Source organism: Paenibacillus tritici (assembly GCF_013204885.1).
GTDB classification, from domain to species: Bacteria; Bacillota; Bacilli; order Paenibacillales; family Paenibacillaceae; genus Paenibacillus_AQ; species Paenibacillus_AQ tritici.
In genome coordinates this window covers 142,433-167,575 of the sequence record NZ_JABMKX010000011.1, presented here as the reverse complement: position 1 = coordinate 167,575, position 25,143 = coordinate 142,433, and the positions used below count along the sequence as shown (strand labels likewise).

The window sequence follows — 25,143 nt, the reverse complement described above, 5'->3', positions numbered from 1 at the left end:
TGGAATCGTTTTCTAATTCTTGAGAAAGTGGAGGGGCCGAGCATGAGTATAGTCACACTCCCTGTCGCCAAGCCTATGATTACCTGCTATCCTTACTTCTCCAATCTTTTATCGGTTATTCAGAATCATGCTTGCACCTACCCTTGGGTACTCGATCAATTCTTAAGCCTGGAGATGCCCGCCGATCCTCTCGATATGCGGTTGTCTTTTCACACCTCGCTATTCTGGAAGTCTTGTCCGTTCGTCCATTATGAGCGTCTTGACCGCCAATGGGTTACAAGAAAGTGGAACTCTGCAGCAGAATTTGTTATGGAATGCCTGAATAACGGCAAGTATGTCTACATGCTCGTTAATCATAGCCACATCGGATTTTCGAATCATTCCGGGCGTCACGATTTGTTCATATACGGGTATCATTTAGAGGAGAAAAAGCTGTATGTGGCCGATAATTTCAAGGATGGCAGATACTCCTTAGAGGAATTGGAATTTGCTGCTTTTGAACTGGCATTTGAACAGTTATCCCCTCAGGATGATTGGCTGAACGGAATTGAGCTGATTGCTTACCGTGAGCGCCTTCACTGGTTTGATCCCAGGGTCATTAAGCGCAAACTGATTCAGTACCGGGACAGCTATAACTTCTGTGAAGCTCAGCGAATTGCTTCAGAATACTATAAAATTAACGGTTCCTTTGGATTGGCGGTCTACGATAAGCTACTATATCATCTGGACCTGCTGCAGCAGGGCAAATCAACATTCGATGTTCGTCCCTTTCATGTTATATATGAACATAAACAAGTGCTTGAAGCGTTAACAAAATACATGGGGAAGCAGGGACACCTGCCTTTTTTACCTGAATTGACAGAGCAATGCGCCCGGTTAACGGCGATTGCACTGTCAGTTCGTAATCTCTACTTAAAGAGCGTGGTGACTGCAAGCATTCTGCGTTTGCCTGATCTGAAGGATAAGATCGCTGAACTGAGAGCTATGGAGACTGTAGTGCTGAACAAGCTCATTGAACAGATCCGGACTGAAGAATGGATAGAGCCCGGTAATTTGGCTGAGCACTCCTCTATTAATGCCTCAAGTATAAGTTTATACCTGCAGTATTCTCCTGCACAGCTCAGCAACCCGGATATCGAATACCCGTATTACAGTCCATCTGCTCCCGAATTCCCACTGGATCTTAGTTTTGCATGGGAGCAGCCTCAATCCGTTCGCCGGATTTTGATCAAAACGAGATTTGGGCAATCTATTGGTGTGACAGATTACGAAATCTATGGACTGCAGGCGGGGGAGTGGCTCCTGCTTGCTGAAAGGCACTGTACGAATTATCAATATAATAACTATGTAGTGGAGACGATTCAGATCCATCTGGATGCTCCATTTCGAACAACTCAGATACGGTTTAAGATTCTGAAAGCCAATACGGCCTGGAACAGATTCGAGATCAATTGGATAGGTATCTACGAATGATAGAAACAGTTGTTAGCCATAAGTTTGTAAAATCAAAACCCATCCCCGATTCTATAATTGGGGGTGGGTTTTCTATTTCTCGCTGAATTGAAATAAATAATTTTACCCTTTCAATTTAAAACATTTATGCTATAATCGTAATTATTACGATTAAAACATTTGGAGATGAGGCCCATACTACGCTATTTGTTGCAACGTTTGTTACAGCTTTTCCCCGTGCTGCTAGGCATCTCTGGTATTACCTTTGCGCTGATGCGCTTAACACCTGGTGATCCGGCAGAGATTATGCTGCGTGCTGACGGTATTAAACCTACTTATGAAGCTATTGAGGCGACCAGACATGCAATGGGTCTGGATGGTCCTGTACATATGCAATATTTTCATTGGTTATACCGGGTGCTTCATCTCGATCTGGGCCACTCTTACAGCAGCAGCCGCCCGGTGTTCACAGAGCTGATGAACCGCTCTCCGGCAACAGTGCTGCTAACTGGCTGTTCCGTATTGGCCGCTGTTCTTATTGCCTTACCTATGGGTATCGGGTCTGCACTATATCCGGGCAGATTGCTTGACCGAATGGGGAGAGTCTGTGCACTGCTTAGTGTCTCGATGCCAAGCTACTGGTTAAGTCTGCTCCTGATTTATTATGGTGCAGTCAAGCTGAGGGTATTTCCTGTCATGGGAATGGACGGGGTGTCCAGTGTTATTCTACCAGCGCTTACCCTTGGATTTGGAATGGCGGGGGTCTATATCCGTCTGATTCGTTCAAGCCTGCTGGACGTTCTAAGGATGCCCTACATCAAAGCAGCAAGAGCCAAGGGACTACAGGAATGGATAATTATAACGATTCATGCACTCCGCAATGCACTGCTTCCAAGTCTCACACTCCTTGGGGTTAACATCGCAGGGTTACTCGGCGGTTCCGTGATCGTGGAAACTATCTTTTCCTGGCCGGGAATCGGGAAGTATGCCATCGAAGCTATTTTTGCCAAAGACTATATTGTCATTCAGGGGTACGTATTATGGATGGCTGTTGTCGTTGTCCTGATTAACTTGACAGTAGACTGGTTACATCTGCTGCTGGACCCGCGAATCAGGCTGCGGTGACGCTGTTGAAGGAGCGAATTGTCATGTTTAGGACTGGCCTATTTAAAAATAACGGAGCCAAGCTGGGAGCGGGCATCGTACTTGTGTTCATCATTGCGGGGCTCTTTGCACCTTGGCTGTCACCCTCCGATCCGCTGCAAATTCACATGGAGCATAAGCTGAGTCTGCCTTCCTGGCAATATCCGCTTGGTACGGATCATCTGGGGCGCTGTGTTCTATCCCGCTTAATCTATGGGACAAGGACCTCCCTGTATTATTCGTTCATCGTGCTGGCCATTGTTTTTGCGATTAGCATCCCTGTCGGCCTACTGGCTGGTTACGCAGGCGGTAAGATTGATCATTTGATGATGCGGATTACGGACATCTTACTTGCCTTTCCCAGCTTAATTCTGTCCCTTGCCATTACAGCCATGCTAGGTCCCAGTATGAAGAATCTGTTAATCGCATTTACAGCGGTCTGGTGGACGGGGTATGCCAGAGTCATCCGCAGCATGGTGCTTCAAATCAAGGAAAGAGGATATATTACCGCTGCGAAGGCGTCAGGCACTTCCCATGTACATATTATTCTCAGGCATATTCTGCTGAACGCAGCCCGGCCTATTCTGGTGCTGGCTTCCATGGAGGTGGGTACGATTATGCTGTCCATTGCGGGTTTGTCCTTTTTGGGTCTGGGTGCTCAGCCGCCTACGCCGGAATGGGGAATTATGCTGAACGACAGCCGGGCCTATATGCAAACCGAGCCGCGGCTGATGCTCTACCCGGGAATGGTAATCATGGTTGCGGTTCTGGGCTTCAATCTGCTGGGAGAAGGCCTACGCCGGTCTGCACATGATTTCAATTCTGAAGGGAAGTGAGGGGCCAGAATATGAGAACAGAACCGCCACTGCTGAAGGTCAGTCATCTATGCACCAGCTTCCATACAGGAAGTGAGCAAGTCAGGGCTGTTGAAGATGTAAGTATCGAAGTGAATTCCCGGCAGATTGTTGCTCTGGTGGGCGAGAGCGGCAGCGGGAAAAGTGTGACGGCGATGTCCATTTTAGGATTATTAGATCCTCCGGGAACTATTGATAGTGGAGAAATCTGGCTGGGAGGCACCAATCTTCGTGAGTGCACCAGCCGCCAGTTAAGGAAGCTCCGGGGAACGGAAATGGCGGTGATCTTTCAAGATCCCATGAACGCGCTGAATCCGGTACTCTCGATCGGCAGGCAAATTATAGAGACGATTATTCTGCACCGCCGGGTTTCGAGACAAGAAGCGAGAGTACTGGCTATACAGCAGATGCAGCAGGCCGGTCTCGCCAATCCTGAACAGCTGCTGGGTAAATATCCTTTTCAAATTAGCGGCGGTATGTGTCAGCGGGTGATGATCGCCATCGCACTGGTCTCTGGTGCAGGTCTGCTTATTGCCGATGAGCCGACTACGGCACTCGATGTAACCATTCAAGCCCAGATTCTCAAGGAGCTGGACAGGATCAGATGGGCAAACGACGTCGGTATCCTGTTCATTACGCATGATCTCGGCGTTGTTGCGGAGCTCGCAGATTATGTGTATGTGATGAAATCCGGAAGGATTGTGGAATCGGGCAACGTCTTTGACATGTTCTCAAGTCCGGTGCATCCCTACACTAAATACTTAATGGATTGCAGATAACAACGGTAATATCACTATATTCTATAGGAGTGGGTGATCTATGAAGCTGCTGGAAGCAGTAAGCCTGAACAAAAGATATGGGATGGAAAGGAGGTGGTTCACACCGGGTGTAAGGGGTGTGCAGGCTGTGAACAATCTGTCCTTCAGTCTGGAGAGCGGGGAGACCCTGGGCCTTGTGGGTGAAAGCGGCTGCGGGAAAAGCACGTTGGCCAGGTTGCTGCTGGGACTGGAGAAACCGTCTTCCGGAAGAGTTCTGTACCGAAGTGAGGACTATACAGACTGGAGCTTCAGCAAGATGCGCACGATCCGTAATAGGATGCAGATGGTATTTCAGAACAGTCTGGCCTCGTTTAATCCATTGTTTACGGTAGAGCAGATAATCGGAGAGCCTCTTCGCAACTACGGGGAGCGGAAGGCACAGACACTCAGGGTCATGGTAGAAGATACGCTTGAGCGGGTAGGACTTGAACGGCAGCACATTCACCGTTATCCGCACGAGCTCAGCGGCGGCCAGCAGCAGAGGGTTGGAATTGCCAGAGCGATCGCACTTCGCCCGGAGCTGATTATCTGCGATGAACCGTTCTCGAGCCTAGATGTCACTCTGCGTAAGCAAATGATGGATCTGTTGCAGGAATTGAAGCGTGAGCTGGGATTATCCTATATTTTCATTACACATGACTTGTCCGTTGTGAACCGTTTCTGCGACAGTGTGGCCGTGATGTATCAAGGAGGCATTGTGGAGAGGCAGACCGGTGAGCACATCATGCAGCACGCAGACCACCCTCATACCAGAAGATTGCTCTCCGCAGTACCCGTACAAGATCCCCGCTTAAGGGGCCATAGGATAAGTAGAGAGAAGGAGTACAGAGAATGAGAACACATCCAAAGTCAACCAGCCTGTTTACAAAATCGTTATTCTTAATGTTCCTTGTAGTAACCATGGGGATATCAGGCTGCAGCAGCCGCAATTACAGCAGCACTTCTTCGGCCCGGTCCAATCCTGCTGCCAGTGGAGGAGCCGCACCAATAGCTGAGACTGGGGACAAAACCCTCACTGTGGCCATATCGGCAGATGCCGGTATAGATCAGCTGGATGCCGGGGCCTATAAGGGTTCGATGAATGTTCATGCGATGATCTATGACGGATTAGTAGAGTATGGTGAAAAGGGTGAAATCCTGCCGTCGCTCGCTGAATCCTGGGACATATCAGAGGATGGGAAAAGTTATACCTTCCATCTTCGCCAGGGCGTCAAATTCTCAGACGGTACGGAATTTAATGCCGATGCGGTGAAGTTCTCCTTCGAACGCTGGATTAAGGACCCGGCCAATTCGTTGAATGTGGCTACAGCTATGGAATCGCTGGTTGTAGTGGACGAGCATACCATTACTATGAATTTTAACAAAGCGTATTACCCATTCCTGACCGAGCTATCCTTTGCCAGACCCGTCCGGATGATCAGCCCTTCCGCAGTGGAGCCTGCAGGTGATATTAATGGCACATTCGTCAAAGCAGTTGGAACCGGGGCTTGGATGGCAGAGAGCTATACAACCGATCAGGAGGCCGTACTCGTCAGAAACCCTAACTATTGGGGAGAAATGCCGAAGCTGTCCAAAATTATAATGAAGGTGATCCCTGATCCACAGTCCAGAGTACTTGCGCTGCAAAGCGGGGATGTTGAACTCGCCGGGGGACAATTGGGTAAGATTCCAATAGAGAGCGTGCCAGTGATCGAAGCGGATTCTTCACTAAGCCTGCAAATAGCACCTGGAACCAACTCGCATTTCATGATCTTCAACTACCATACGCCAGCCCTTCAAGACCTGAATATACGCAAAGCCATTAATCTAGCTATGAACAAAAAAAGCATTGTGAACGATCTTATGAACGGTATTGGCCAAGAAGCCAAAGGCTTGTTCCCGCTGACGGTTCCCTATGTGACAGAGTCGAATCATACGTGGTATGGTTACGATAAGCAGGAAGCGAAGGAGCTATTGGCAGCAGCCGGTTATAAGGATTCAGACGGAGATGGCATTGCCGAGAAGGGCGGAATACCGCTTGAGCTTAATTTCGTGCTTCAGCAAGCTGAATATCCCGAGTGGAAATCCATCAGTGAGCTGATCCAATCCGAACTGAGAGAGATAGGCATTGCAGTGAATCTTCAGGTGCTTGAGCCGAATGCCTATTATGATGCCTTATGGACAAGCAAAGCCTATGATCTCATCCTGTACCGGACTTATGATGACGCCTATAATCCGCATGCGTTCCTCCTGTCCCTGTTCCATCAGACGCCTGAAGCGCCTGCTGTGGTATGGTCTGATGCTGAGCTGGAAGCACAGATTGACACGGCAGTGGGAAGCACTGATCTGCAGGAGCGGCAGAACGCATATGATTCAATCTTCTCCAGAATGTATGAGGAGGCTATGTTTGCTGCTATATATTTCCCCGATGAACTATTGGCTGTCAATCAAAGAGTGACCGGATTCAAGCCGGGGCATACCACGTATAGCCCCATCTACTGGAATCAGCTGGATATACTTAAATAATGATGATGAAGGAGTGAATGACCAATGAGTATACAACAAGAGGTTGAACAGTATTGGGAAGGCGAAGCAGAGCTTTACAGTGAAGGCATTCAACAGGAGCTGAACGGTTTCCAGCGGGAAGCCTGGCTGAAGCTTATTTTGGACAATGCCCCGAAGCAGGAGAACCTGCATGTTCTTGATATTGGCTGCGGCCCGGGCTTCTTCTCGGTAATTCTCTCAAGCGCGGGACATTTGGTCACTGCGATTGATTGCACAGACAATATGCTGGAAGAAGCGCGCGCCCACTCCGACCGGGAGGGAGTCAACGTTACTTTCCGCAAGATGGACTCGCACAAACTGGACTTCGCTGCGGAGAGCTTCGATCTGATCGTATGCCGTAATGTCACCTGGAGCCTTGCCGATCCGAAGTCAGCCTATAAGGAATGGAGAAGAGTTCTCAAGCCGGGAGGGCGGCTGCTGATCTTCGATGCCAACTGGAACCGCCATCTATGGGACGAAGACATGCGGCAGAAGCATGCAGAGGATCAACGGGCTTACGTAGAGAAAGGCTTTGGTGAGCTTCCGCATCATAACGATATCGAGGAGACCGACCGTCTGAGCCTGGCATTGCCGCTGACCAGAGAGTGGCGCCCGGAGTGGGATGTACGGTCGCTCCATGAGGAGGGCTTCTCCACTGTCTACACTGAAGAGGATCTCAATGCCAAAGTAATGGACGAGAAGCACCAAGTCTTGTATCGGTCCACACCGATGTTTATGATTTGCGCGGAGAAATGAGAATGCCTCCCCCTCGTTCAATATGAACTTTTGAGCATAGTGACATCTTTAAAACCGCCTTTGGCGGTTTTTTTGTTAGGGTAAAAAACTCTTTTCGTCAATCTCACTTTTTAAACATTCATATCTACAAAGTAAAATGTATTTATACCTGTGTAACGTTGCATTATTCGGATGCTCTGCGTACTCGAATTTTAGCGGCATTCTCCATGGCATTTGTCCTGCCTTCCTTAATAGGACCTTACCTGGCAGCCCTTATTGCCTCCTATATGTCATGGCGATTTGTTTTCTGGATGGTTGTACACCTGATTTGATTGGCACTGAGTCTCACATTCCGCTCTTTCCGTGAACTGCAACTTCGGCAAGTACTAACGGGTCCATCCCCAAAAGCAGACTCGAAGACTCTTCATGCGATCCTGCTTGCAATAGGAACGGGGCTATTACTCACAGGACTCGGTATGTGATTACCGATGGGACAGGAATAGTACTGACTATGGGTGGTTTATTCGTCATGATCCCACCAATGCGGATACTTCTTTCTGCCTAAGGGCACTTTTGTGATGAAAAAGGATTGCCTGCTACATTGGTTTCCAGAGTATGTATGTAGCTTGTTAAATGGAGAGTTTTGTGATTTTGGCACTAACCGAAGTAAAGGGGTTATCAGCAGATTTGCCGGCCTCATTGTCGAAGCAGGTTCTCTGAGTTGGTCCGCCGCAGCGTGGTTGCAGGCGAAGCTTGATGTACGAGATCAAGGTCGTGGCCGAAAGCACAGAGTTATGGTAGGTATCGGGATAATGATCGCTGAGACTTTACTTGTGATCCTGGCCCTTATGCTGTCGGAAGGCGGAAATATACTCATCCTGCTCTCGCAAATGATTACCGGCTCGGTGTTGGAATGGCTAATCCTACGACTGCAGCCATTGCTCTACAACATGCGGCGCCCGGGAAAGAGGGAGAAATGTCTTCGAATCTGCAATTTGTGGATTCCTTCTATATGGGTATAAGTATAGGAGTGAGCGGCGCTCTAATCGCCTTGTCCGAGACTTTACAGTGGGGCATATCGACAGGAGTGGTGATGGTACTAACACTCTAATTACTATGGGTCTATTAAGTTTCTTGGTATCTTTACGAATCACCGAACTCGTTCATCAAGAACTCATCCGATCAGCCAGTCGAAAGAGAACCTTCCCATATAACGCATGACCATCACGTAGCTAAATACATCACGATCACGAGGAGCGGAGGAAAAATTTCGCTGGGAGGTAGATAGAATGGCACGTGTGTTAGTGGTGGTCATTACTCCGGCTGAAGGCCATGTGAATCCGTCGTTAGGATTAGTTACCCAATTGATTGACAACGGAGAGGAAGTTGTCTATGTATGCGCGGAGGAGAATCGTTCCCGAATTGAACAAACCGGAGCCCTACTCTAACCTATCCATTTCCGCAAGATGCCTTTTCTCATGATCCCGTGTTGAAAGCGTAGGAGTACAATCATCCTTATCAGCTTATTTATATGATGGTAGGCGGTATCATTCAGAGGATTATACCCGAGGTGTTTCGAGTGACCGGCAATCAAAGTTCGATTATTTGATTTTTGATTCGCTGATGGGCTGGGGAGGGACTATTCTTGCAGAAAAGCTAGGGATTCCTGCGGTATGTTTGATTGCTTCCTTTGCTTTCGTTGATACGTTAGGGACTGTTCGTAAAACCGTAAAAGAGAGACAAGAATAAACGTATGGGGATGGCCAGAACAGTTACTTTACTGCAATATACTTAACAATTATATATGTACAAAATTCATTCTATTCTAAGGTTTTAAGTATAATGGGACACATATATGATTTATCTGATGGGGCATGCGTTCCGAAAACCGACTGATACATATCCTAAATCAATAAAAAGTATAAAATGGGTATTTAGTCATAAAATATAACAATATTTAGGACATAGTAATTGTTTTTTCTACATAATAGGATATTATTGGTATCTTTAGTATGCACTATGGTATTCTATCTTTAGTTGATAGGATTGGAGGGATGAAAAAACTTTATTTATCTGATGAGCGAGCCTTCCACGCAGGTGTACGAAAACGGTAGAAGCCAGATCGGATATTGCTCATATCCACATCAGGGCTAGCACAAAACATCACCTTTGTGCATATATACAAGCATGAAGGGGACAGTAGAAGCCCTAACTTCTACATTTAAATTTTTAAGGAGGACAAACATGAAACGTAAGTTTGTATTATTAGGTGTAAGCGGTGTTTTAGCCCTGTCTATTGCATTCGGCGTAGTCATATATGGGAACGCGAAAGCAGAACCGAAACAACCCGTTCAAAAAGCAATTCATGCGAAACTTCAGGTATTTAATTTTGAAGATGCCCTTGAAAACTCTGATTTAGTTGTTAAGGTTGAAGTTGAGAAAAAGACAAGGGAACTATCCGAGCCTTCACCAAAAACCCTTTTCCAGGCAAAGATTCTTGATGAGCTTAAAGCCGATCCGTCGCTAAATGCTGATCAAATCCATATCCTCCAACAAGGTAATAGCGAGTGGAAGTTTAACCAAAATGATTTGTTTTTAGAAAATGAGCGTTATGTACTTTTCCTGAAGAAGGCAATTGGCATTGATGAACCGAATACCTATTGGATTTTAGGAGAAGAAACCGGTATGTATAAGGACTCCGGCACAGGTAAGCTACTGAAGCTGTCTTACTACGATAAACAACTAGAAGATATCGAAGACAAAGAATTAACAAAAAATTTTCTGAAAGACAATGAGAATAAGATGGATTCTAAAGAGGTCCAAATAGTCAATGAACAGCAGTTTAAGGACAAAGTTGAGAAAATTCTTAACAATTAGCCTAAACATAGAACAGGGAGAGGTTCATTTTGAAAAAACTACTCATTTTCACCGTATTGGTTTTTGCATTAATGGTGCCACCAACTGTGTCTGCCCATCCATTTGGGACGGCTTGTAATAGTGGAAGCGAGTTGTTCGGATGGTCGGTGGATTGCAGCAACCATCAAGCTACTAATTCTTTCTCTTATTATATTGGTAGTGGTATGGACTCCACTTACGCTTCCTATGTTTCAAATGGGGCATCAAAGTGGTCTGGAACGGTTTCAATTAGCAGAACATTCTCGGTAACTACAAATGGGAACATTTTTAAATACTCTGACCCTAATACTTCTAGCATTGCTACATTTCATAATTGGTCATCCAATAGTTCAGGGCATTTAACCCAATGGTACATTCGAATGAATAGTTCTCAAATGGATTATATGTCGGCAGGAGAGAATGCGGCTGTTATGGCACACGAACTGGGTCATGCCATTGGCCTTAATGATCTCTACACTTCGCCAAATTATAGTCAGTTAATGTACGGTTATAGCAACTACCCGGCTGTAACAGCCCCTACTAGTAAAGACATAACCGGTGCACAAGAAGCGACACGGCACTAAAAGTCTAATTTTCAAGATCTCATGCCGTATGACAGCGTTGGCAAGTGGAGTGGATAATTTGTACATGGATACGGAGAAAAGCGCCGATGCCCCAAACCGGGTCGGTGCTTTTTGTTCCGGTTGGCTGTCTTCTCCAAACACAAGCGTCGAAAAAATTTGAAACAAAAACATTTAAGTCGCGGTGGACAAGAACATGGTTCGATTTTCCATTAGGTGAATAACCAAAATATAAAGCATTTGTAGTTAAAGCCTCCATACAATAAATGATTTTATATAGCTTAGTCTAGATTTTACAAAGAATGAAATTCAGCGTTGTGTTCTTAATATTTCAAGAGGAATATATTCATCAAGAATAGGAACTGACCGATATATACTAAGAAACATTTTAATGAAAGAGATCTATTATGGTCAAACGTTTATCATCGAATATAAAAAAATCAAAATTATGCTATGGGCAAGTACAATAGTAAAAAAATACACTTTTGAAGAATGTGAGTTGGAGAAGTTACATGGACAGATCTACAAAATTGCTATTTGTTATAGTTTTGCTGGCAGTGCTCTATATTCCTGCATGTCTTTTTTCGTATTTGTTTTTCTTCAAAGTAATTAATTACGTTGATACTGGAATATATTACAGATATGCTACTAAAGATAAATTTGCAGAGGATATATACTTTTCGGAGAAAGTCGATGCTCAAACGAAAGTACTTAGCACTTTAAAAACGATTCTAGATTTACAGAACAAGGAGGTTCCCTCTAATAAACAACAGCTGTTTTCAGAACTGTTATCAGATGAAGATTTACTCAACAAAGAATTAGTGAAGAATGAGGCATTCATGAGTTATTTGAAAAATAAACACTTGGATATATCTAATGTTATATTTTACATGAAACAACTATCGAATTTAGATTCCACTATCTTAAGTGGATCGTTTTACTTCGTAGCTCTTATATTTATTTTTACATTGTATATTAAATTTAAATTTAGGATTGGTTTGTATTGGATTGCCGGAGGAGTGTATGTATTCTCGAATTTAACTTTATTTACATCTGGTTTATTTGGCAATTTATTTTATCCGTTCATGTCTTGGTTCGGCAATATGATTAATCAGGAAGTTGTTTACGATGATTACTCGAAAACAATGAACATTTTTCTCCCAACAATAAAGGAAGCATTTTTATCATATATTATCTTTGATACTATTGGACAGTATTATCAAGATCGTAAGAATAAAATAGAATCTAAGAAGATAAGAAATATATATTATTCAGTAAATTTAGCACTGGTAGGTCTTAGGAAAAGAAACAACTCAGCACTTAAAGTGAGTAAGTTACAGATCGATTTCATTGGTTTATGGAAGTACTGCAAAAGAAATAAGAAGGATCCTGAACTAAAAGAAATCAAAAACATTATTAAAGTGAACCTATCTGAATTTCTCAATAAAAAAAATTCCTTGAAACTTGCAGAAGCCATAAAAATACTTGAAGAAGTCAACTCAAGATTAGTTCGGTCAAAATCGGTAAAAGAATATATAGATGACACCAGACCCCAACAAAATCACTAAAATTTTATAATAATTAGAACACTACTATGTAAATTAACTGAATAGAGAAGACTTATAACATGAAATACAAGCAGATTTTACTAACAACTTTTATTGAATATTGCTAGTTTCGGATGTAGTTCTCAAGAATGATGAAAAGAGTTCTACTTCTCCTGAAAGAGAAGTTACTCCGATTTAAATGAAGGATTTTTCTGTTGAGAAAATTGGAAATACTAATGAATATTTCGCTTTAAAAATGAGTCGAACAGATGTTGAAAGAATATTAGGTCACCCTTTGCTAGAAAATAACAATGAGTTTAGGATTGACAGTACATATAATTCAGGAATTGAAATTTTATATCGGAACGAATATATTGTAGTTATAAGTTTATTACCAGATTCTGAGATGGTTTACCAGACGCATCGTGGACTTTATATAGGTTTGCCGAACAAAGAAGTAAAAGCACGTTTTAACCAGAAATCAGAAGAGACGTTGAGTAGTTCTAACATAAACTATTTATATGATTCAGAAATTGACGATGTTATTAAGAAAGCGCCAAATCCTCCTAAAGACAAAGTGTTTGTTTATAATATAGAAATGAATGTAATTACTGGGAAGATTCAAAAGATCAGACTTTGGGATAATCAAGCTTTCACAAGCACCGGTCAAATGCAATAGAAAAACTAACTGGTCACAAAATTACACTAACTATAAACTGCAAGACAGGCAAAATATTTGAAACGATCGAATAATAATAGAGAAACCCCCGCAAGTAATTTTACTGGCAGGGGTTTCATTGTCTTCAGGCGTAATCAAGAATAACTAGTGTCATTGTACTATTGTCGATGGACAAGAATATAATCCCATTAGAATTCGTGCCCAGCGTGGGTTTTCTGTTTTAACGGACCAAGTTCTTGTCCTTTTCCAAGATAAGAACTTGGTCCCATTGCGGATATTGGATATTAACATGGTATTATTTACCGATTAGATAACCATCTAAAACTAAACCAAGCGCGTAGAAGAGCTGATCAAAGGAGTTATGTTAATCCGGGCAGTTATTTACAAGCATTAGGTCTGTTCGGATTCAGAACGAGGAAATCACCGGGAAGCCCGGACAGCTTGTCAATGAGTTCATCCATACCGGACTCCAATTTGAATTCCATTTCCTCCCGGTAGAGCGGAACCAGGAAATACACCTGAACCTGATTGCCATCTGTCGTATGGACGGTGCTGACCTCTTCCGGCAGAGCGAACAGGATCACGCCAGACAGCTCAGTGTTTAGCGCATATGGCTCGTAATCCTCCGTATTGGGGATCGTATGGCCGTATCCAAGCCATGTCTGATACATATGCGGGAAGCGGGCAAGCATCTTCATCAGCCGGATCGGCCAGTAGTTCTCCTCTGCTTCAAAATCCTTCTGCGTAAGCGGCCAGTCCGCCGGCAAAAACATCATCAGCTCCGAGCGCTCAAGATGCTTGTACTCTTTACGGATCTCCTGTGGGAGTGTCATCGGCAAATCGCTCATCCCGTTGGTGTACAGCACTCGGTAAGGCTCATCAGGTGTAGCTTCCATAATGTTCACATCAATATGTACGATGTCTGAAATCAATTCATGGAATACGCCGGTTTCCCGGTTTGGAAAGACTTTATTAAAATGTTCGTTTAATTCTTCCATGTACAAAATGTCGGAGGGAGGCGTAAGCTGCTGCTCATCCGGAGCGTCATAGCCGTAAATTGTAGTGCCGTCTTCCGAGTTGCCCATTTCTTTGCCGCCAAACCATTTTTTGAAAAAGTTCATGTCTTTGCGCTCCTCTGTGCGGTTTATGAATTACACTTGGAAGTATAACAAAAGACATATCCCGGAGCGATGGGTCTATCGAATCGAATTACCTTGGATATCTATGCAAAAAGCTTAAATTCGTTTCTGTAAAAGTCAATCAAGCCGTCCCGCTTCATCCATGCAAGCTCTCTGGACAAAGCACTTCGGTCTACATCTAAATACTCGGCCATCGCTTCTCTGTCAAAAGGAATAGTAAACGTTTCTGTTCCCGCTTCACGCATAACTCTTGTTAAATAAGTTAAGACCTTATCCCGAATAGTAGGCATAATCAGACAATCATTCCGGTCATGCAGCTCTAACGCCCGTTCTGCGATACTATCAAAAAGATTGCCAAGTAATTGTTGGTGTGCCATACACCACTTCGTACAACGGCTCAATATGCTTTGGATAGGAATAAACAGAACTTCAAGCGGTTCTATTGCCTGTACGGACATAGGACATCTTCTTCCACGGCTGGCCGCTGTTAAAACTGCGGTATATCCACCCGGATCATGGAGAGATACAATAATTTTTTTCCCCGTGACGCTCAATTTCGTACTTTGAGCGCTACCCTGCAATATGATACCGACATCATCCACTACATCGCCCTCACGGACAACCATCTCATCTTTGGCATATTCTTTCCGTGTGGCGGACAGACATTCAAGCATTTGGGGAATATCATTTGGGGAAATCCCTGAAAATAAACGCGATCGACATAGAGAATCAAAGTTGTTCATAAGAGGTGATTCGTTGCATGTGCAACATCCTTTTTCTTTCTACTTTACTATAGTAATCATAAATACACAGGGAGTTTAATCACCTTTTCCAGCGATAGAATGGAGGAACAACCATGCAAGTGAAAGAAAATTCAATAAAAGCGAGAAATCGGCTTTTAGCCTCAAAGGTTATTAAAAATCTGCAAAGCAGAAGGTTTGAGGCTTATTACTGTGATAACGCCATAGAAGCTGTAGAACAGGCACTATCATTTATTCCAGAACATTCTTCGGTATCATGGGGCGGGTCAGTCACGCTTGAGGAAACCGGGCTTCTCAATCGAGTACGTCAAGGCAGCTATAGGATCACTGATCGGGATACAGCGCAAACCATGGAGGAACGTTATGACCTCATGCGCCAAGCTCTGTTGTGCGACACCTATTTAACGAGCTTTAACGCTGTTAGCGAAGATGGCATATTGGTCAATATAGATAGTGTGGGCAATCGAACAGCGGCGATTACCTTTGGACCGAAAAGTGTTATTGCTATCGTTGGGATGAATAAGGTCTGCAAGACTGCTGAAGACGCCGTTATAAGAGCCAGAACATATGCGGCCCCCATTAATGTATACCGCTGTTCGTGTTCGTCAAGCCCCTTGTTACATTCGCCGCAAAAAACGCCCTGCCTGGTCAACGGTGCTTGCGGAGATTGTAAAACAGAGGATTGTATCTGTTCTTACATTGTCCAGACAAGAATGTGTAAACCGGCAGGGAGAATAAAGGTTATCCTCGTTGGTGAATCTTTGGGATTTTGAAAAAGGATTATAGTTTCATTGCTGCCAAACGGCATATCAAACGACATAGTCTCATATGAGCCCGCGCCCAGCGCGGGTTTTTCAGTTTCAAGGAACCTTTCACTGGAAACTATTGTATGAAAGTTGTATATTAAATCCACATTCTTGAATTACTATATGATGTAATAAATAGTATTTATCTGCAAATTAATTAAATGGAGAGTACAAATTATGAATGAAAAGAGGGGTTAAGATGAGCAACTTAAAAATTTTACCGATGCAACACCCGATCATTACTTCATGGCAATGGCAGGCGAATTCGTTCGCCGTATTAGCCAATTATCCGGAAACAGAACCTTGGATGATGAATCACTTTATTCAGCTTCAGCTCACCTCTAGTCCAGACTGGAGCAGCTATGTGGATTTTTACCGGACGCCTACATTCGAATTCTGCCCCTGGCTGTTTCATCAGCATTTGAAGCGGGAAACGGTTCGTTATTTCAATGAGGATATTTGCTCCTTCTTCGTAGACTGCATCAATCTGAACAATTACATTTACGCCGTATTCGATCACGCTTATTTTGTACAGGGGCATGATCGGTTGCCGCATGATTTGTTTATCTATGGGTATGATCAGGAGCGTCAAGTGTTCCATGCTGCTGATTTTACGTTTACGGGGAAATATTCGTTCGCGGAGGTTTCGTTCGGGCAGCTCAAGAAGGCGTACTATGCGATTGAAGGGGACGAGGATTGGCTGTTCTCCGGTAAAGGCGGCGTATCGTTAATCAGCTTCAATGACTCACTGGGCTATGATTTTAATATATCGAATGTGGCGGCGCAGCTGGAGGGTTTTTTAACAGGGCATAACCACTTTGAGAAGAGCAGGGAAATGACTTACCGGATGAATCCTTGCGTATATGGACTGGAAATCTATTCGAAGCTAATCGAGAATCTTTTAAAGATTCAAGATAAGGAGGCGGAGGCGGATTACCGGCCGTTTCACGTGCTTTGCGATCATAAAGCGCTGATGCTCCGCCGAATTCCCTTCCTGGAGCAGAACGGATATTTGAAGCCGGGCACCAATCTTCTGGAAGGTTACCAGAGTATAGAAAATGATGCACTGCTATGCAGAAACTTGCTTATCAAATACATGAAGACAAACGAATCGTCAATTATCGACAAAATTATTACAATTATAAGAAAATATAGAAATAAAGAAGCAGAGCAAATTGAAATCTTATTATCGAATCTGGTGATAAGCTAGTTATTAATTTATGAAAGGAGGGAGTGGTGAAGCATGATTAAACAAGGTGTAACCCAGCAGATTATTCAAATCATCGAGCAAAAAATATCGTCTTCCTCTGGATCTTCCTTTACGGATGTTACCATTACGGCAGACACACTGCTTCGCGATGTGTGGCTCAGGCTGGAATCCATTCAAGTCGTTGAATTTGTCGTGGAGCTGGAGACTTCCTACGAGATTGCGCTGCCGGATGAACTCCTGGGCCAGATTGACAGAAGCTCAATGAAAGTATCTGATCTGGCCGCCATCATCGAAGGTGAAGAGGGGTAGGGGCTTATGTCCGGATCCCGCTCAGCGGTAGCGGCTCATTGACATCCGCCGTGTAAACCTTAAAGAAATAATCGCTGCCCTCAGGAGCGTGGAGCTTTGATTGTGGAGCAACGCCTCTTGCATGCTTTGCCATTTGCTTCAGCATGCTGGTTCTGGATGGCCAAAGCAGGCTTAATTGCGAGCCGTACTTCAAGACTGCGTTTATTTTAGCTTTCAAGTCCCAGTGCTGCAGCTTGATCCTTTGTTCATGCAGTCCTGCGGCAAGCTCTGTTCTCCAGGTTTTATCTTGATTAAAGCATAGGTATGGCAGGTCTTCGTAGTACATCAGACGGATCTGCCCATCTGTACCGGCTCTAAGCCTGTACCGCTCGGTGGACTCCCGGACGAGACAGTGATCAATATGTCTTCCGATTCCAAGGGGTACAAAAATGCCCGCAAAATTTTCAACTATGATTTGCTCTGAGAGTACGGAGACGATCTCTTCTATCACCTCATGTTCAGACCCCAATTCCGCCACGAACAGATTTTGCAGCTTGCTGTAGACAGGGCTGCCGTCTTTATTTTTCCGGTAAATGCATTCCAGCAGGTTCAGGTGAATCACAGCTGCACCGAGTGCTTCAGCAGCACGAATATCCTCTTGCCTGCGCACTTCCATCGTATCCATTCCCAGCCCGAATTTTTTGTGCAGAATTCTGGCAAGCATAGACAAATCCGTTCCCATCCCTGTAAAGACTGTAGCAATCGTAACCTGGTAATTATTTTGTATGAGCGCGTGGATATAATCGCCGCAGGATAGGATAGCATCATCCAAATGGGCGGAAATAAATAAATAATGTTGTGTCATGGGTACCTCCCGGGTTTTTGATTACAATTATATTCCAGATAGAAAGGAAGAGAAGATATGTTTGAAACTATTACAGAAATTGTTATAAAAGTCAAAGAGGATGAAAGCTTCCGGAGCTCTCTTACACCAAAAAGCGATTTGATTAATGATGTCGGCCTGGATTCACTGCAGATGATCAATTTCATTCTGGAGGTTGAGGACCATTTCGGCGTAGAGATTGTGTACGAGGATTTGGATTACAGCTACCTGCTGTCCGTTGAACGCTTCATCAATTTTCTGAACGGCATGGAGAAAAAAATTGGCTAGAGCACTGGTTGCCGGAATCTATGACGCGGAGTCCCACTGGAGAGATGAGAAACTGGCGCTGTTGCCCGCTGTTCGCGATAAAGAAAGAGAACGCATCGTCATGGCGATGGATGAGCTTATGTTTCCGTTCTGCGGCAGCGGAGACGGGCTGTTAACCCGTTTTGCGATGGAGGATGCTCATAAGGCATATCTAACCAGCCTTGGTTTTTCCTTTGAGCATTTGGTCTGGAAAGAGCCGGAAGCTGCGCCTAATCTTTTTGAGGCTATGGCATCCGATCCTCAGCGTGATGAGCAATACGGGGCATTTGACATTTTGTCCCCTTTCTCCGTCGTGCCTTATACCCACGAGGTCATCGCCAAATATGAGTATGAGACCGAACTGCCGGCGATAGACAAGGTAAAGCGGGTCAACTCGAAAATATACTCTACCCAGTTAACCTGTAAACTGCTTGGCAAAAGCTTTGGACAGCCGGTCTACTCGGCAGAGAAGTTATTGATTCTTGGGCATAGCCTGCTGGCGGAGCATGGACCTTTCCTTATTAAAGATCCGTTCGGAGTTTCCGGAAAAGGCAACATGCTGCTTAAGTCGCAGCCCAGCCTGGAACGAGTGGCGTCATATATCCGCAAGCAGGAAGGCGAAGGAAAAGGAACCGCTTTTGTAATCGAGCCTTTTATGGAAGTGGAGTGCGATTTCTCCTGCCAGTTCAACATCATGAGGAACGGTTCGTTTCACCTTCTCGGCTTACAGAAAATGCTGAACAAGCAGTTTGCCTACTTGGGTTCCGAATCTATGGAGGAAGAGGAGTGCAGGGAGCTCGAAAGAGCAGGCTACTTCGATGTGATGATACAAGCTGCCAACGCTCTCTTTAAGGACGGATATTTTGGACCGGTATGCATCGATTCCATGGTATTGAAAGACGGAACGCTGGTACCGATTGTTGAGATTAATGCACGGAAATCTATGGGATTCATTAATCAGCGTTTGGATGAGACGCTCCAGACTAACGGGAAAAAGGGCTTTTTCACCTACGGATCGGTCGGCTTCGGAGAGCGGTTCGATTATGAATGGTGGCTTGACGAGCTAAAGAAGCATGACATTTTATACCCGAACCGGAAAGGAAACGGAATTTTCCCGCTGTCTTCCGCTACTTTATTTGCAGGAGTACCCGGACCCGGGAAGTCCTCTTCCGCAAGCGGCAATTTGTTCAAAGGCAGACTCTATATGACCATTATCGCTGATCACTTGCAAGAAAGGGAACGTTATTTGGAGCAGATGAGGTTCAGCTTTGAGTCGAAAGGAGGAAAATGGTATAGCTAGCGCAGCTTTTAGACAGGTCACCCTGCTTGGCTCCGGCAACTCTTTAGGCGTTTATGTACCGGTCATGCAGCTGAGCCGCCAACTGAACAGTCGAGGCATACCCACGGAAGTGTGCGTGCTGGAGGATCTGTACCTGGATCACATTAAACAAAGAGTGCCAGCCTACAAAAAAGCTTTTCATCAAAGCTTCACCGTAGCGAAAAAAGGGGCCGAGCTGGCCCGTGATATTTCCGATTGTCTGGATTCTATCAAGCTTCGGCAGCTCTTTGAAGGCTGGGAGCGGGAAGGAAAAACCCGATTTGTTACCGCCACCGGCTTCTGGCTTCCGATTATACAGCAGTATCAGCTTTTTACCGGCGGTCTCCGCCTGGAGGTGGATTGTCTCCATTTCGACGCCATTCACTCTCCTTCTTATTTGGTATATGAGGACATAAGTGATTCGTACAACCATATATGGTTCTATGACCCGGCGGGCAAGGGCATGTCCTATCGGATTGCCATCACCGATGAGACTCCGGTACCGCTGCACATGAGGGAAGAACGGTATATTGCGCACGGAGGGGGATGGGGAATCGGGACCTATCCGTCAGCTGTACAGGAGCTGCTTCAGGCGGGTAAATGGCTCAGTGTACTTGCCTATTACCGTGAGGATATCAAGCCCCACGAGCAAATTCATTATTTTATGAATGATCCCGAATGGAGCCCCTGGGTAAAAAACGAAGACGGCTCCTTCCAGTTCCCCCCGCTCGCCAGGATCGAGTACGGGCAAGCGCCAGAATACCGGAATCAGCAGACTTATCCGCCGCTATTCCATGTCATTCGGCATTCTGCTGCGATTATCAGCAAGCCGGGAGGTTATTCCTTGATGGAATCCTTGGCGGCCGCCACTCCATTCGTCTTTCTTGAGCCGTTTGGAAGGCATGAGGCGAGCAACGCGGCCTACTGGATTAAGCAGGGCTTCGGGATATGGTATGAGGATTGGAAGGCCGAAGGTTATTCCATGGATTCGCTAATTCGCATACATGAGAACCTCATGCTGGCAAGAAATCATTCGATTAATTATGGAGGTGTCCTTGATGCAGCCCAAAACAACCCAGAAATTCGATGAGCAGGTGTTTAACGATCTTAAACGCACGATTATGAACATGTCGCGCGCAAGCCGCATGCGGGAGGCGGACAGCCGATATGCGATGGACGTTCCGGAGGATATCGGGATTAAGCTGAACAACGGCTGTAATTTGCGCTGCAAGCATTGCTACGAATGGAACGAAGACGGCTTCCACCGGGATATGGCCAGGGAGGACCAGAAGAAGGAAATTGATATTGCTCTTGTAGAGAAGCTGCTGGCGTTTACCCGGGAGAAGAAATCCAAGCTCTACCTATGGGGCGGCGAACCGCTCTATTACAGTCAATTTTCACTACTGGCCGACCTGCTCGAACAGGATCAGCGCACGGTTACGATTTGCACGAACGCTATTTTGCTGGAGCAGCAGCTGGAGTCACTGCTCAAGATGGGTGAAGGGCTGGTTGTCCTTGCCAGCCTGGAAGGATTCGAAGCGGAGAATGATGCAATAAGGGGCAAAGGCACCTATAGGAAGGTCTTACAGGCGGTCCGGCTGCTGCTGGAGCTTCAGAGAAAGGGCATCTTTAAGGGCAAGGTCTCGATTAGCCTGACGATGAACGATGCCATGATTCCAAAGCTGTTTTCCTTCATGAAGTATTTCGAGGATATGGGCGTCGATTCTGTCTATTTCGTCTATCCCTGGTATATTTCCTCCACATCCGCAGCGGAGATGGATGATGTGTACATGAAGGAGTTCAGCTGGCTGAATCCGGTAGAGCCCGGAAGCTGTAGCTGGCACTCCTTTACCTACCGCATTTCACCGGAGAACGTGGAGCCGCTGAAGGAAGAGGTCCGCCGGATCACGGAGCATACGTGGAGGAAGCGGATACGGTTTATGCCGGCCTTGGAGCTTGATGAAATCGGCGATTTCGTGAACGGGGCTCAGATGACAGGGATGAAGCGGAAGAAATGCCTCGCCATCTCCACCCGGATGGATGTGCTGCCCGGCGGGAATGTGACGCCGTGCAAATTCTTTCCGGAGTTTGCCGTCGGTAACATAAGCGAAGCTCCCGTTAAAGAGATTTGGCACGGGGAAAATTACGGCAAGCACCGCGAGCGGTTATCCTGCGGATTGATGCCGGTCTGTTCCCGCTGCGGACTGCTATATCACTACGGACGGTAATTCCAACTTATTAAAAATGATAGCAGCGCAAGCGGCTAAAACGTAGGGAGATGTAACTATGAACACGACTTGGCCTCTGTCAGGAATTACCCTGGTATGCACCGAATGCAAGAGTGGTCTTTATGAGACGGACGACGGTTTGATCTGCGGGACCTGCGGCCTCGGATACGCCCGGGAAGAGGGGCTAGCGAGCATGTTAATCAACCGCCCTGTAGCGGAGAAGCTTGCCGAAGGCTCAGCGCAAAAGGAAGCGGTCATCGGCATGTTTGACTCTATTAACCGGTCGCTTGAGGAGAAGAGACTGTCCAGATTTTCCACCTTTATTAACTGGGGCTATGCCCCAAAGGACGAACAATCCGGCAGTCTTCAAGGCATTAACCAAAGCAGTATCCGGCTGCTTCGCGAAATCATTGGCGGCCTGGATGTTTCAGGCAAGGATATTCTGGAAATCGGCTGTGGACGGGGAGGCAACGTGAGCGAGCTGTGTAAAAGCTATGGGACCCGCAGCGTGGTCGGCATTGATCTGACACCGTCCAATATTCAATTTTGCCAAAGAAACAACCGGTATGAGCAAGCTTACTATTGTATTGGCGATGCAGAGCAGCTGCCTGTTCAAACGGAAAGCTGCGACATTGTGCTGAACATCGAGTCCTCGCATTTGTACCCGCATATCGAGCTGTTTTTTGCGGAGACCTACCGTGTATTAAAGCCGGGCGGGTTATTTTTGTATGCGGATATTATGAGTGCTTCCGACGTGCCGCGCTATGAGGATCAGTGGCAAAGACTGGGTTTTCGCACCGCGTTGATCCGGGACATTACCGGCAATGTATTGCAATCGGGAGACGAAGCGCTGGGCAGCCGCCTGCATGCGCTTGAGGGCTCCTTTGAAGGGGAAGACCGGGTATGGGAATGGCTGGAGGCGCCTGGCACGCAGAATCATACGGATATGGTCACAGGCACAAGAGTATTCACAATTGTTCATCTGGTGAAAGATGCCTCCGGCACCAAAGGGGAGCCTAGCCATGATTGAAGGAGAGGAAGCTGCGAGTAAAGCGTGGCCACTAACAGACCTTAACTGGGTATGTCCGCGGTGCAAGCAAACGCTTGAGAAGATGGAGTTCTCATTGGACTGTACGTCATGCGCCGAAAGCTACCCTATGGCCGCGGGCTCGATTCCATGCCTGCTTGTGGAAAGTGATGCGCTGGAAACGATGGAGCATAAGGCGCAGAAGGAGGCGGTTAAAGCGATGTTTACGTCGTTTAACCGGGCTTTGGAGCACAATGGCGTCTCACGCTTCTCCACGTTTATCAATTGGGGATATGCAGAGGCGGAAGATGAGAAGGAGGCTGCAGGCAGCCTGCCGGGAGGGGTCAACCATCAATCGCTTCGGCTTCTGCAGGAAATCATGCACGGAGTCGATGTGCAGGGGAAAGACGTACTGGAAATCGCCTGCGGCAGAGGCGGCAACGTACGGGCACTCTGTAAAAGCTACGGACCGCGCACCGTCGCTGGCCTCGATTTGACGGAAGCGAATATCGCCTTCTGTCTGGCAGGCAACCGGTATGAACAGGCTACGTTCTGCGTCGGGGATGCGGAGGAGCTTCCGCTTCCGGATGAATGCTGCGATATCGTGCTGAATATCGAATCCTCGGATCTCTATCCCCGGATCACCCGTTTTTATGATGAGGTATTCCGCGTGCTGAAGGCTGGAGGCTTGTTCGTATATGCGGATGATCTGGATGCGATCAAGTTCGAGACAGGTGAGCGGTATTTACTTGAGCTGGGCTTTGAGATGTCGCTGGTACGCGATATTTCCGAGCATGCTTTGCGGGCAAGCGATTTGGCCAGAGGCAGCCGTCTGGCAGCGCTGGGCGATGCTCTCGGGAAGGAGGACGCCGTATGGGAGACCATGGGCGTTCCCGGAACCCCGATTTACGATGATATGCACTCGGGGAAGCGAAGATACAAAATTCTTCACCTGAAAAAGAAGGTGTGAAGCAATGACGGCCCCCTTGTTGACCATTACTGATTCTAATGTGTATATTCCTTCATTCCGGGCTCCAGTCGATCAGGTCATCCAGGAAATCAACGAAGATGGCGTTTCTTTCCGCTTAAGCGCAGCTGATTACAGAGACAGCGGCTTTGGGTATGTCCCCATCGAGCGGAGTGAAAGTCTGGAGCAAATGATATATGAGGTATGCGCCCCGATTCTAAGCCGGATAAGACGAGATGGCATTCAGCTCTCGGCTATTCTCTTCGCATCTGTCACGAGTGCCGGAGTGCAAGCACAGAGCTTGTTCTCCGGGCTGCTCCGTGAGTTTGACTATAGTACGACGCCAGTTATTCAGCTGGAGGAATACGGCTGCTCCACCATTCACTTGTCGCTTTATTTAACGAAGGCTTATTTCGCCGGTGAAGGCCAAAGTAATGATGCTGTATTGTTTGTTGCGGCAGATAAAGCGAACACTTCGCATCACCGCAGCGATTCCTATATGCTTTACGGGGATGCGGCAAGCGCCGCTCTATATCGTAAATCTGCAGCCCGAGGGCAGCAGACTTTATCTGCTAGGCTTAAAGTGGATGGGTTCGTTTACGATCGTAGTCCTGAACGAGTCAAAATGTACTTTTCAACCTTTTATTTAGCTGTTCGGCAGGTTGTGAACCAGGTTTTACGCGAATCAGGAATGGTTATGAACGAGATAAGTCTTATTTTCTGCTCCAATCTGGGGCTGCGCACCTGGAGTACTCTTGCCCGGGCGCTCGGCTGCCCATTAGACAAATTTTATGCCTCTACGCTTGAAGATGCAGGTCATCTCCATAATACGGACATTCTGCTTAACGTAAATGAGGCGGTCAGGACCGGCTCTTTGAATAGGGGAGACTTCTATTTGGCGGTATCCATAGGCTTCGGGGGATACTACGGCTGTTCCTTGCACAAATACGAGTAACACGGGTAAGGCGGTGAGCACGATAAAG

Annotated in this window: 26 protein-coding genes; 23 read left to right on the top strand and 3 right to left on the bottom strand. The window is 46.1% G+C overall.

Going from position 1 to position 25,143, the window contains the following annotated elements; all coding sequences use genetic code 11:
- Positions 1-42: 42 nt before the first annotated feature.
- From HQN87_RS20670 to HQN87_RS20610, 13 genes are all read left to right on the top strand, one after another.
- On the top strand, positions 43-1,473 hold the full coding sequence (locus tag HQN87_RS20670) for a hypothetical protein (protein ID WP_173137188.1): 1,431 nt from the start codon (positions 43-45) through the stop codon (positions 1,471-1,473).
- Between the two features lie 189 nt (positions 1,474-1,662).
- Positions 1,663-2,577, top strand: a complete 915-nt coding sequence (nikB, locus tag HQN87_RS20665) for a nickel ABC transporter permease (protein WP_254075585.1) — start codon at positions 1,663-1,665, stop codon at positions 2,575-2,577.
- A 23-nt stretch (positions 2,578-2,600) separates the two neighbouring features.
- Positions 2,601-3,431 carry a nickel transporter permease gene (gene nikC / locus HQN87_RS20660; protein ID WP_173137186.1) on the top strand — a complete coding sequence of 277 codons (831 nt, stop codon included), beginning with the start codon at positions 2,601-2,603 and terminating at the stop codon, positions 3,429-3,431.
- Between the two features lie 11 nt (positions 3,432-3,442).
- Positions 3,443-4,228, top strand: coding sequence for an ABC transporter ATP-binding protein (locus HQN87_RS20655; protein ID WP_173137184.1), 786 nt, complete (start codon positions 3,443-3,445; stop codon positions 4,226-4,228).
- 40 nt (positions 4,229-4,268) lie between these two features.
- A complete protein-coding gene (locus HQN87_RS20650) occupies positions 4,269-5,102 on the top strand; it encodes an ATP-binding cassette domain-containing protein (protein WP_173137182.1) in 834 nt (277 codons plus the stop codon).
- Positions 5,099-6,772 carry a nickel ABC transporter substrate-binding protein gene (locus HQN87_RS20645; RefSeq protein WP_254075584.1) on the top strand — a complete coding sequence of 558 codons (1,674 nt, stop codon included), beginning with the start codon at positions 5,099-5,101 and terminating at the stop codon, positions 6,770-6,772. The genes HQN87_RS20650 and HQN87_RS20645 overlap by 4 nt, the downstream gene beginning before the upstream one ends.
- Before the next feature lie 24 nt (positions 6,773-6,796).
- Positions 6,797-7,546, top strand: coding sequence for a class I SAM-dependent methyltransferase (locus tag HQN87_RS20640; protein ID WP_173137180.1), 750 nt, complete (start codon positions 6,797-6,799; stop codon positions 7,544-7,546).
- Positions 7,547-8,501: 955 nt separating this feature from the next.
- Positions 8,502-8,636, top strand: coding sequence for a hypothetical protein (locus tag HQN87_RS32785; protein ID WP_301953202.1), 135 nt, complete (start codon positions 8,502-8,504; stop codon positions 8,634-8,636).
- A gap of 178 nt (positions 8,637-8,814) precedes the next feature.
- Positions 8,815-8,973 (top strand): hypothetical protein, encoded by a 159-nt coding sequence (locus HQN87_RS33050; protein ID WP_436836479.1) that lies wholly within the window; start codon positions 8,815-8,817, stop codon positions 8,971-8,973.
- Between the two features lie 796 nt (positions 8,974-9,769).
- Positions 9,770-10,402, top strand: coding sequence for a hypothetical protein (locus HQN87_RS20625; RefSeq protein ID WP_173137178.1), 633 nt, complete (start codon positions 9,770-9,772; stop codon positions 10,400-10,402).
- 29 nt (positions 10,403-10,431) lie between these two features.
- Complete coding sequence (locus tag HQN87_RS20620; RefSeq protein ID WP_173137176.1) at positions 10,432-11,004, top strand: snapalysin family zinc-dependent metalloprotease; 573 nt, start codon at positions 10,432-10,434, stop codon at positions 11,002-11,004.
- A gap of 509 nt (positions 11,005-11,513) precedes the next feature.
- Complete coding sequence (locus HQN87_RS20615; RefSeq protein ID WP_173137174.1) at positions 11,514-12,569, top strand: hypothetical protein; 1,056 nt, start codon at positions 11,514-11,516, stop codon at positions 12,567-12,569.
- Positions 12,570-12,747: 178 nt separating this feature from the next.
- On the top strand, positions 12,748-13,227 hold the full coding sequence (locus tag HQN87_RS20610) for a hypothetical protein (RefSeq protein ID WP_173137172.1): 480 nt from the start codon (positions 12,748-12,750) through the stop codon (positions 13,225-13,227).
- Positions 13,228-13,604: 377 nt separating this feature from the next.
- On the opposite strand, the gene HQN87_RS20605 is transcribed toward HQN87_RS20610, so the two are convergent.
- Both HQN87_RS20605 and HQN87_RS20600 read right to left on the bottom strand, forming a co-directional pair.
- Positions 13,605-14,348: a suppressor of fused domain protein gene (locus HQN87_RS20605; protein ID WP_173137170.1), complete on the bottom strand. Its 744-nt coding sequence runs from the start codon at positions 14,346-14,348 to the stop codon at positions 13,605-13,607.
- A gap of 101 nt (positions 14,349-14,449) precedes the next feature.
- Positions 14,450-15,109, bottom strand: coding sequence for a Crp/Fnr family transcriptional regulator (locus HQN87_RS20600; RefSeq protein WP_173137168.1), 660 nt, complete (start codon positions 15,107-15,109; stop codon positions 14,450-14,452).
- Positions 15,110-15,222: 113 nt separating this feature from the next.
- On the opposite strand from HQN87_RS20600, the gene HQN87_RS20595 reads away from it, so the two are divergent.
- The 3 genes from HQN87_RS20595 to HQN87_RS20585 all read left to right on the top strand — a co-directional run bounded on the left by HQN87_RS20595 (position 15,223) and on the right by HQN87_RS20585 (position 17,452).
- Complete coding sequence (locus tag HQN87_RS20595; RefSeq protein ID WP_173137166.1) at positions 15,223-15,900, top strand: lactate utilization protein; 678 nt, start codon at positions 15,223-15,225, stop codon at positions 15,898-15,900.
- Positions 15,901-16,156: 256 nt separating this feature from the next.
- A complete protein-coding gene (locus HQN87_RS20590) occupies positions 16,157-17,143 on the top strand; it encodes a hypothetical protein (RefSeq protein WP_173137164.1) in 987 nt (328 codons plus the stop codon).
- 33 nt (positions 17,144-17,176) lie between these two features.
- Positions 17,177-17,452, top strand: coding sequence for a hypothetical protein (locus HQN87_RS20585; RefSeq protein ID WP_173137162.1), 276 nt, complete (start codon positions 17,177-17,179; stop codon positions 17,450-17,452).
- Positions 17,453-17,456: 4 nt separating this feature from the next.
- Here the strand turns inward: HQN87_RS20585 and HQN87_RS20580 are convergent, their stop codons facing one another.
- Complete coding sequence (locus HQN87_RS20580) at positions 17,457-18,296, bottom strand: PIG-L deacetylase family protein (protein ID WP_173137160.1); 840 nt, start codon at positions 18,294-18,296, stop codon at positions 17,457-17,459.
- 57 nt (positions 18,297-18,353) lie between these two features.
- On the opposite strand from HQN87_RS20580, the gene HQN87_RS20575 reads away from it, so the two are divergent.
- The 7 genes from HQN87_RS20575 (at position 18,354) to HQN87_RS20545 (ending at position 25,115) form a co-directional block, all read left to right on the top strand.
- Positions 18,354-18,602, top strand: a complete 249-nt coding sequence (locus HQN87_RS20575) for an acyl carrier protein (protein WP_173137158.1) — start codon at positions 18,354-18,356, stop codon at positions 18,600-18,602.
- Entirely contained in the window at positions 18,595-19,920 is a 1,326-nt protein-coding gene (locus tag HQN87_RS20570) for an ATP-grasp domain-containing protein (protein ID WP_173137156.1), read from the top strand. The genes HQN87_RS20575 and HQN87_RS20570 overlap by 8 nt, the downstream gene beginning before the upstream one ends.
- Positions 19,889-21,028, top strand: a complete 1,140-nt coding sequence (locus tag HQN87_RS20565) for a hypothetical protein (RefSeq protein ID WP_173137154.1) — start codon at positions 19,889-19,891, stop codon at positions 21,026-21,028. Before HQN87_RS20570 ends, HQN87_RS20565 begins: the two co-directional genes overlap by 32 nt.
- On the top strand, positions 20,997-22,166 hold the full coding sequence (locus HQN87_RS20560; protein WP_173137152.1) for a radical SAM protein: 1,170 nt from the start codon (positions 20,997-20,999) through the stop codon (positions 22,164-22,166). The genes HQN87_RS20565 and HQN87_RS20560 overlap by 32 nt, the downstream gene beginning before the upstream one ends.
- Before the next feature lie 58 nt (positions 22,167-22,224).
- Positions 22,225-23,196, top strand: a complete 972-nt coding sequence (locus HQN87_RS20555; protein ID WP_173137150.1) for a class I SAM-dependent methyltransferase — start codon at positions 22,225-22,227, stop codon at positions 23,194-23,196.
- 127 nt (positions 23,197-23,323) lie between these two features.
- The gene (locus tag HQN87_RS20550) at positions 23,324-24,163 is read left to right on the top strand and encodes a class I SAM-dependent methyltransferase (protein ID WP_173137148.1); all 840 of its coding nucleotides are present in this window, start codon (positions 23,324-23,326) and stop codon (positions 24,161-24,163) included.
- 4 nt (positions 24,164-24,167) lie between these two features.
- Positions 24,168-25,115: a 3-oxoacyl-[acyl-carrier-protein] synthase III C-terminal domain-containing protein gene (locus HQN87_RS20545; RefSeq protein ID WP_216857385.1), complete on the top strand. Its 948-nt coding sequence runs from the start codon at positions 24,168-24,170 to the stop codon at positions 25,113-25,115.
- The last annotated feature ends 28 nt before the right edge of the window (positions 25,116-25,143 follow it).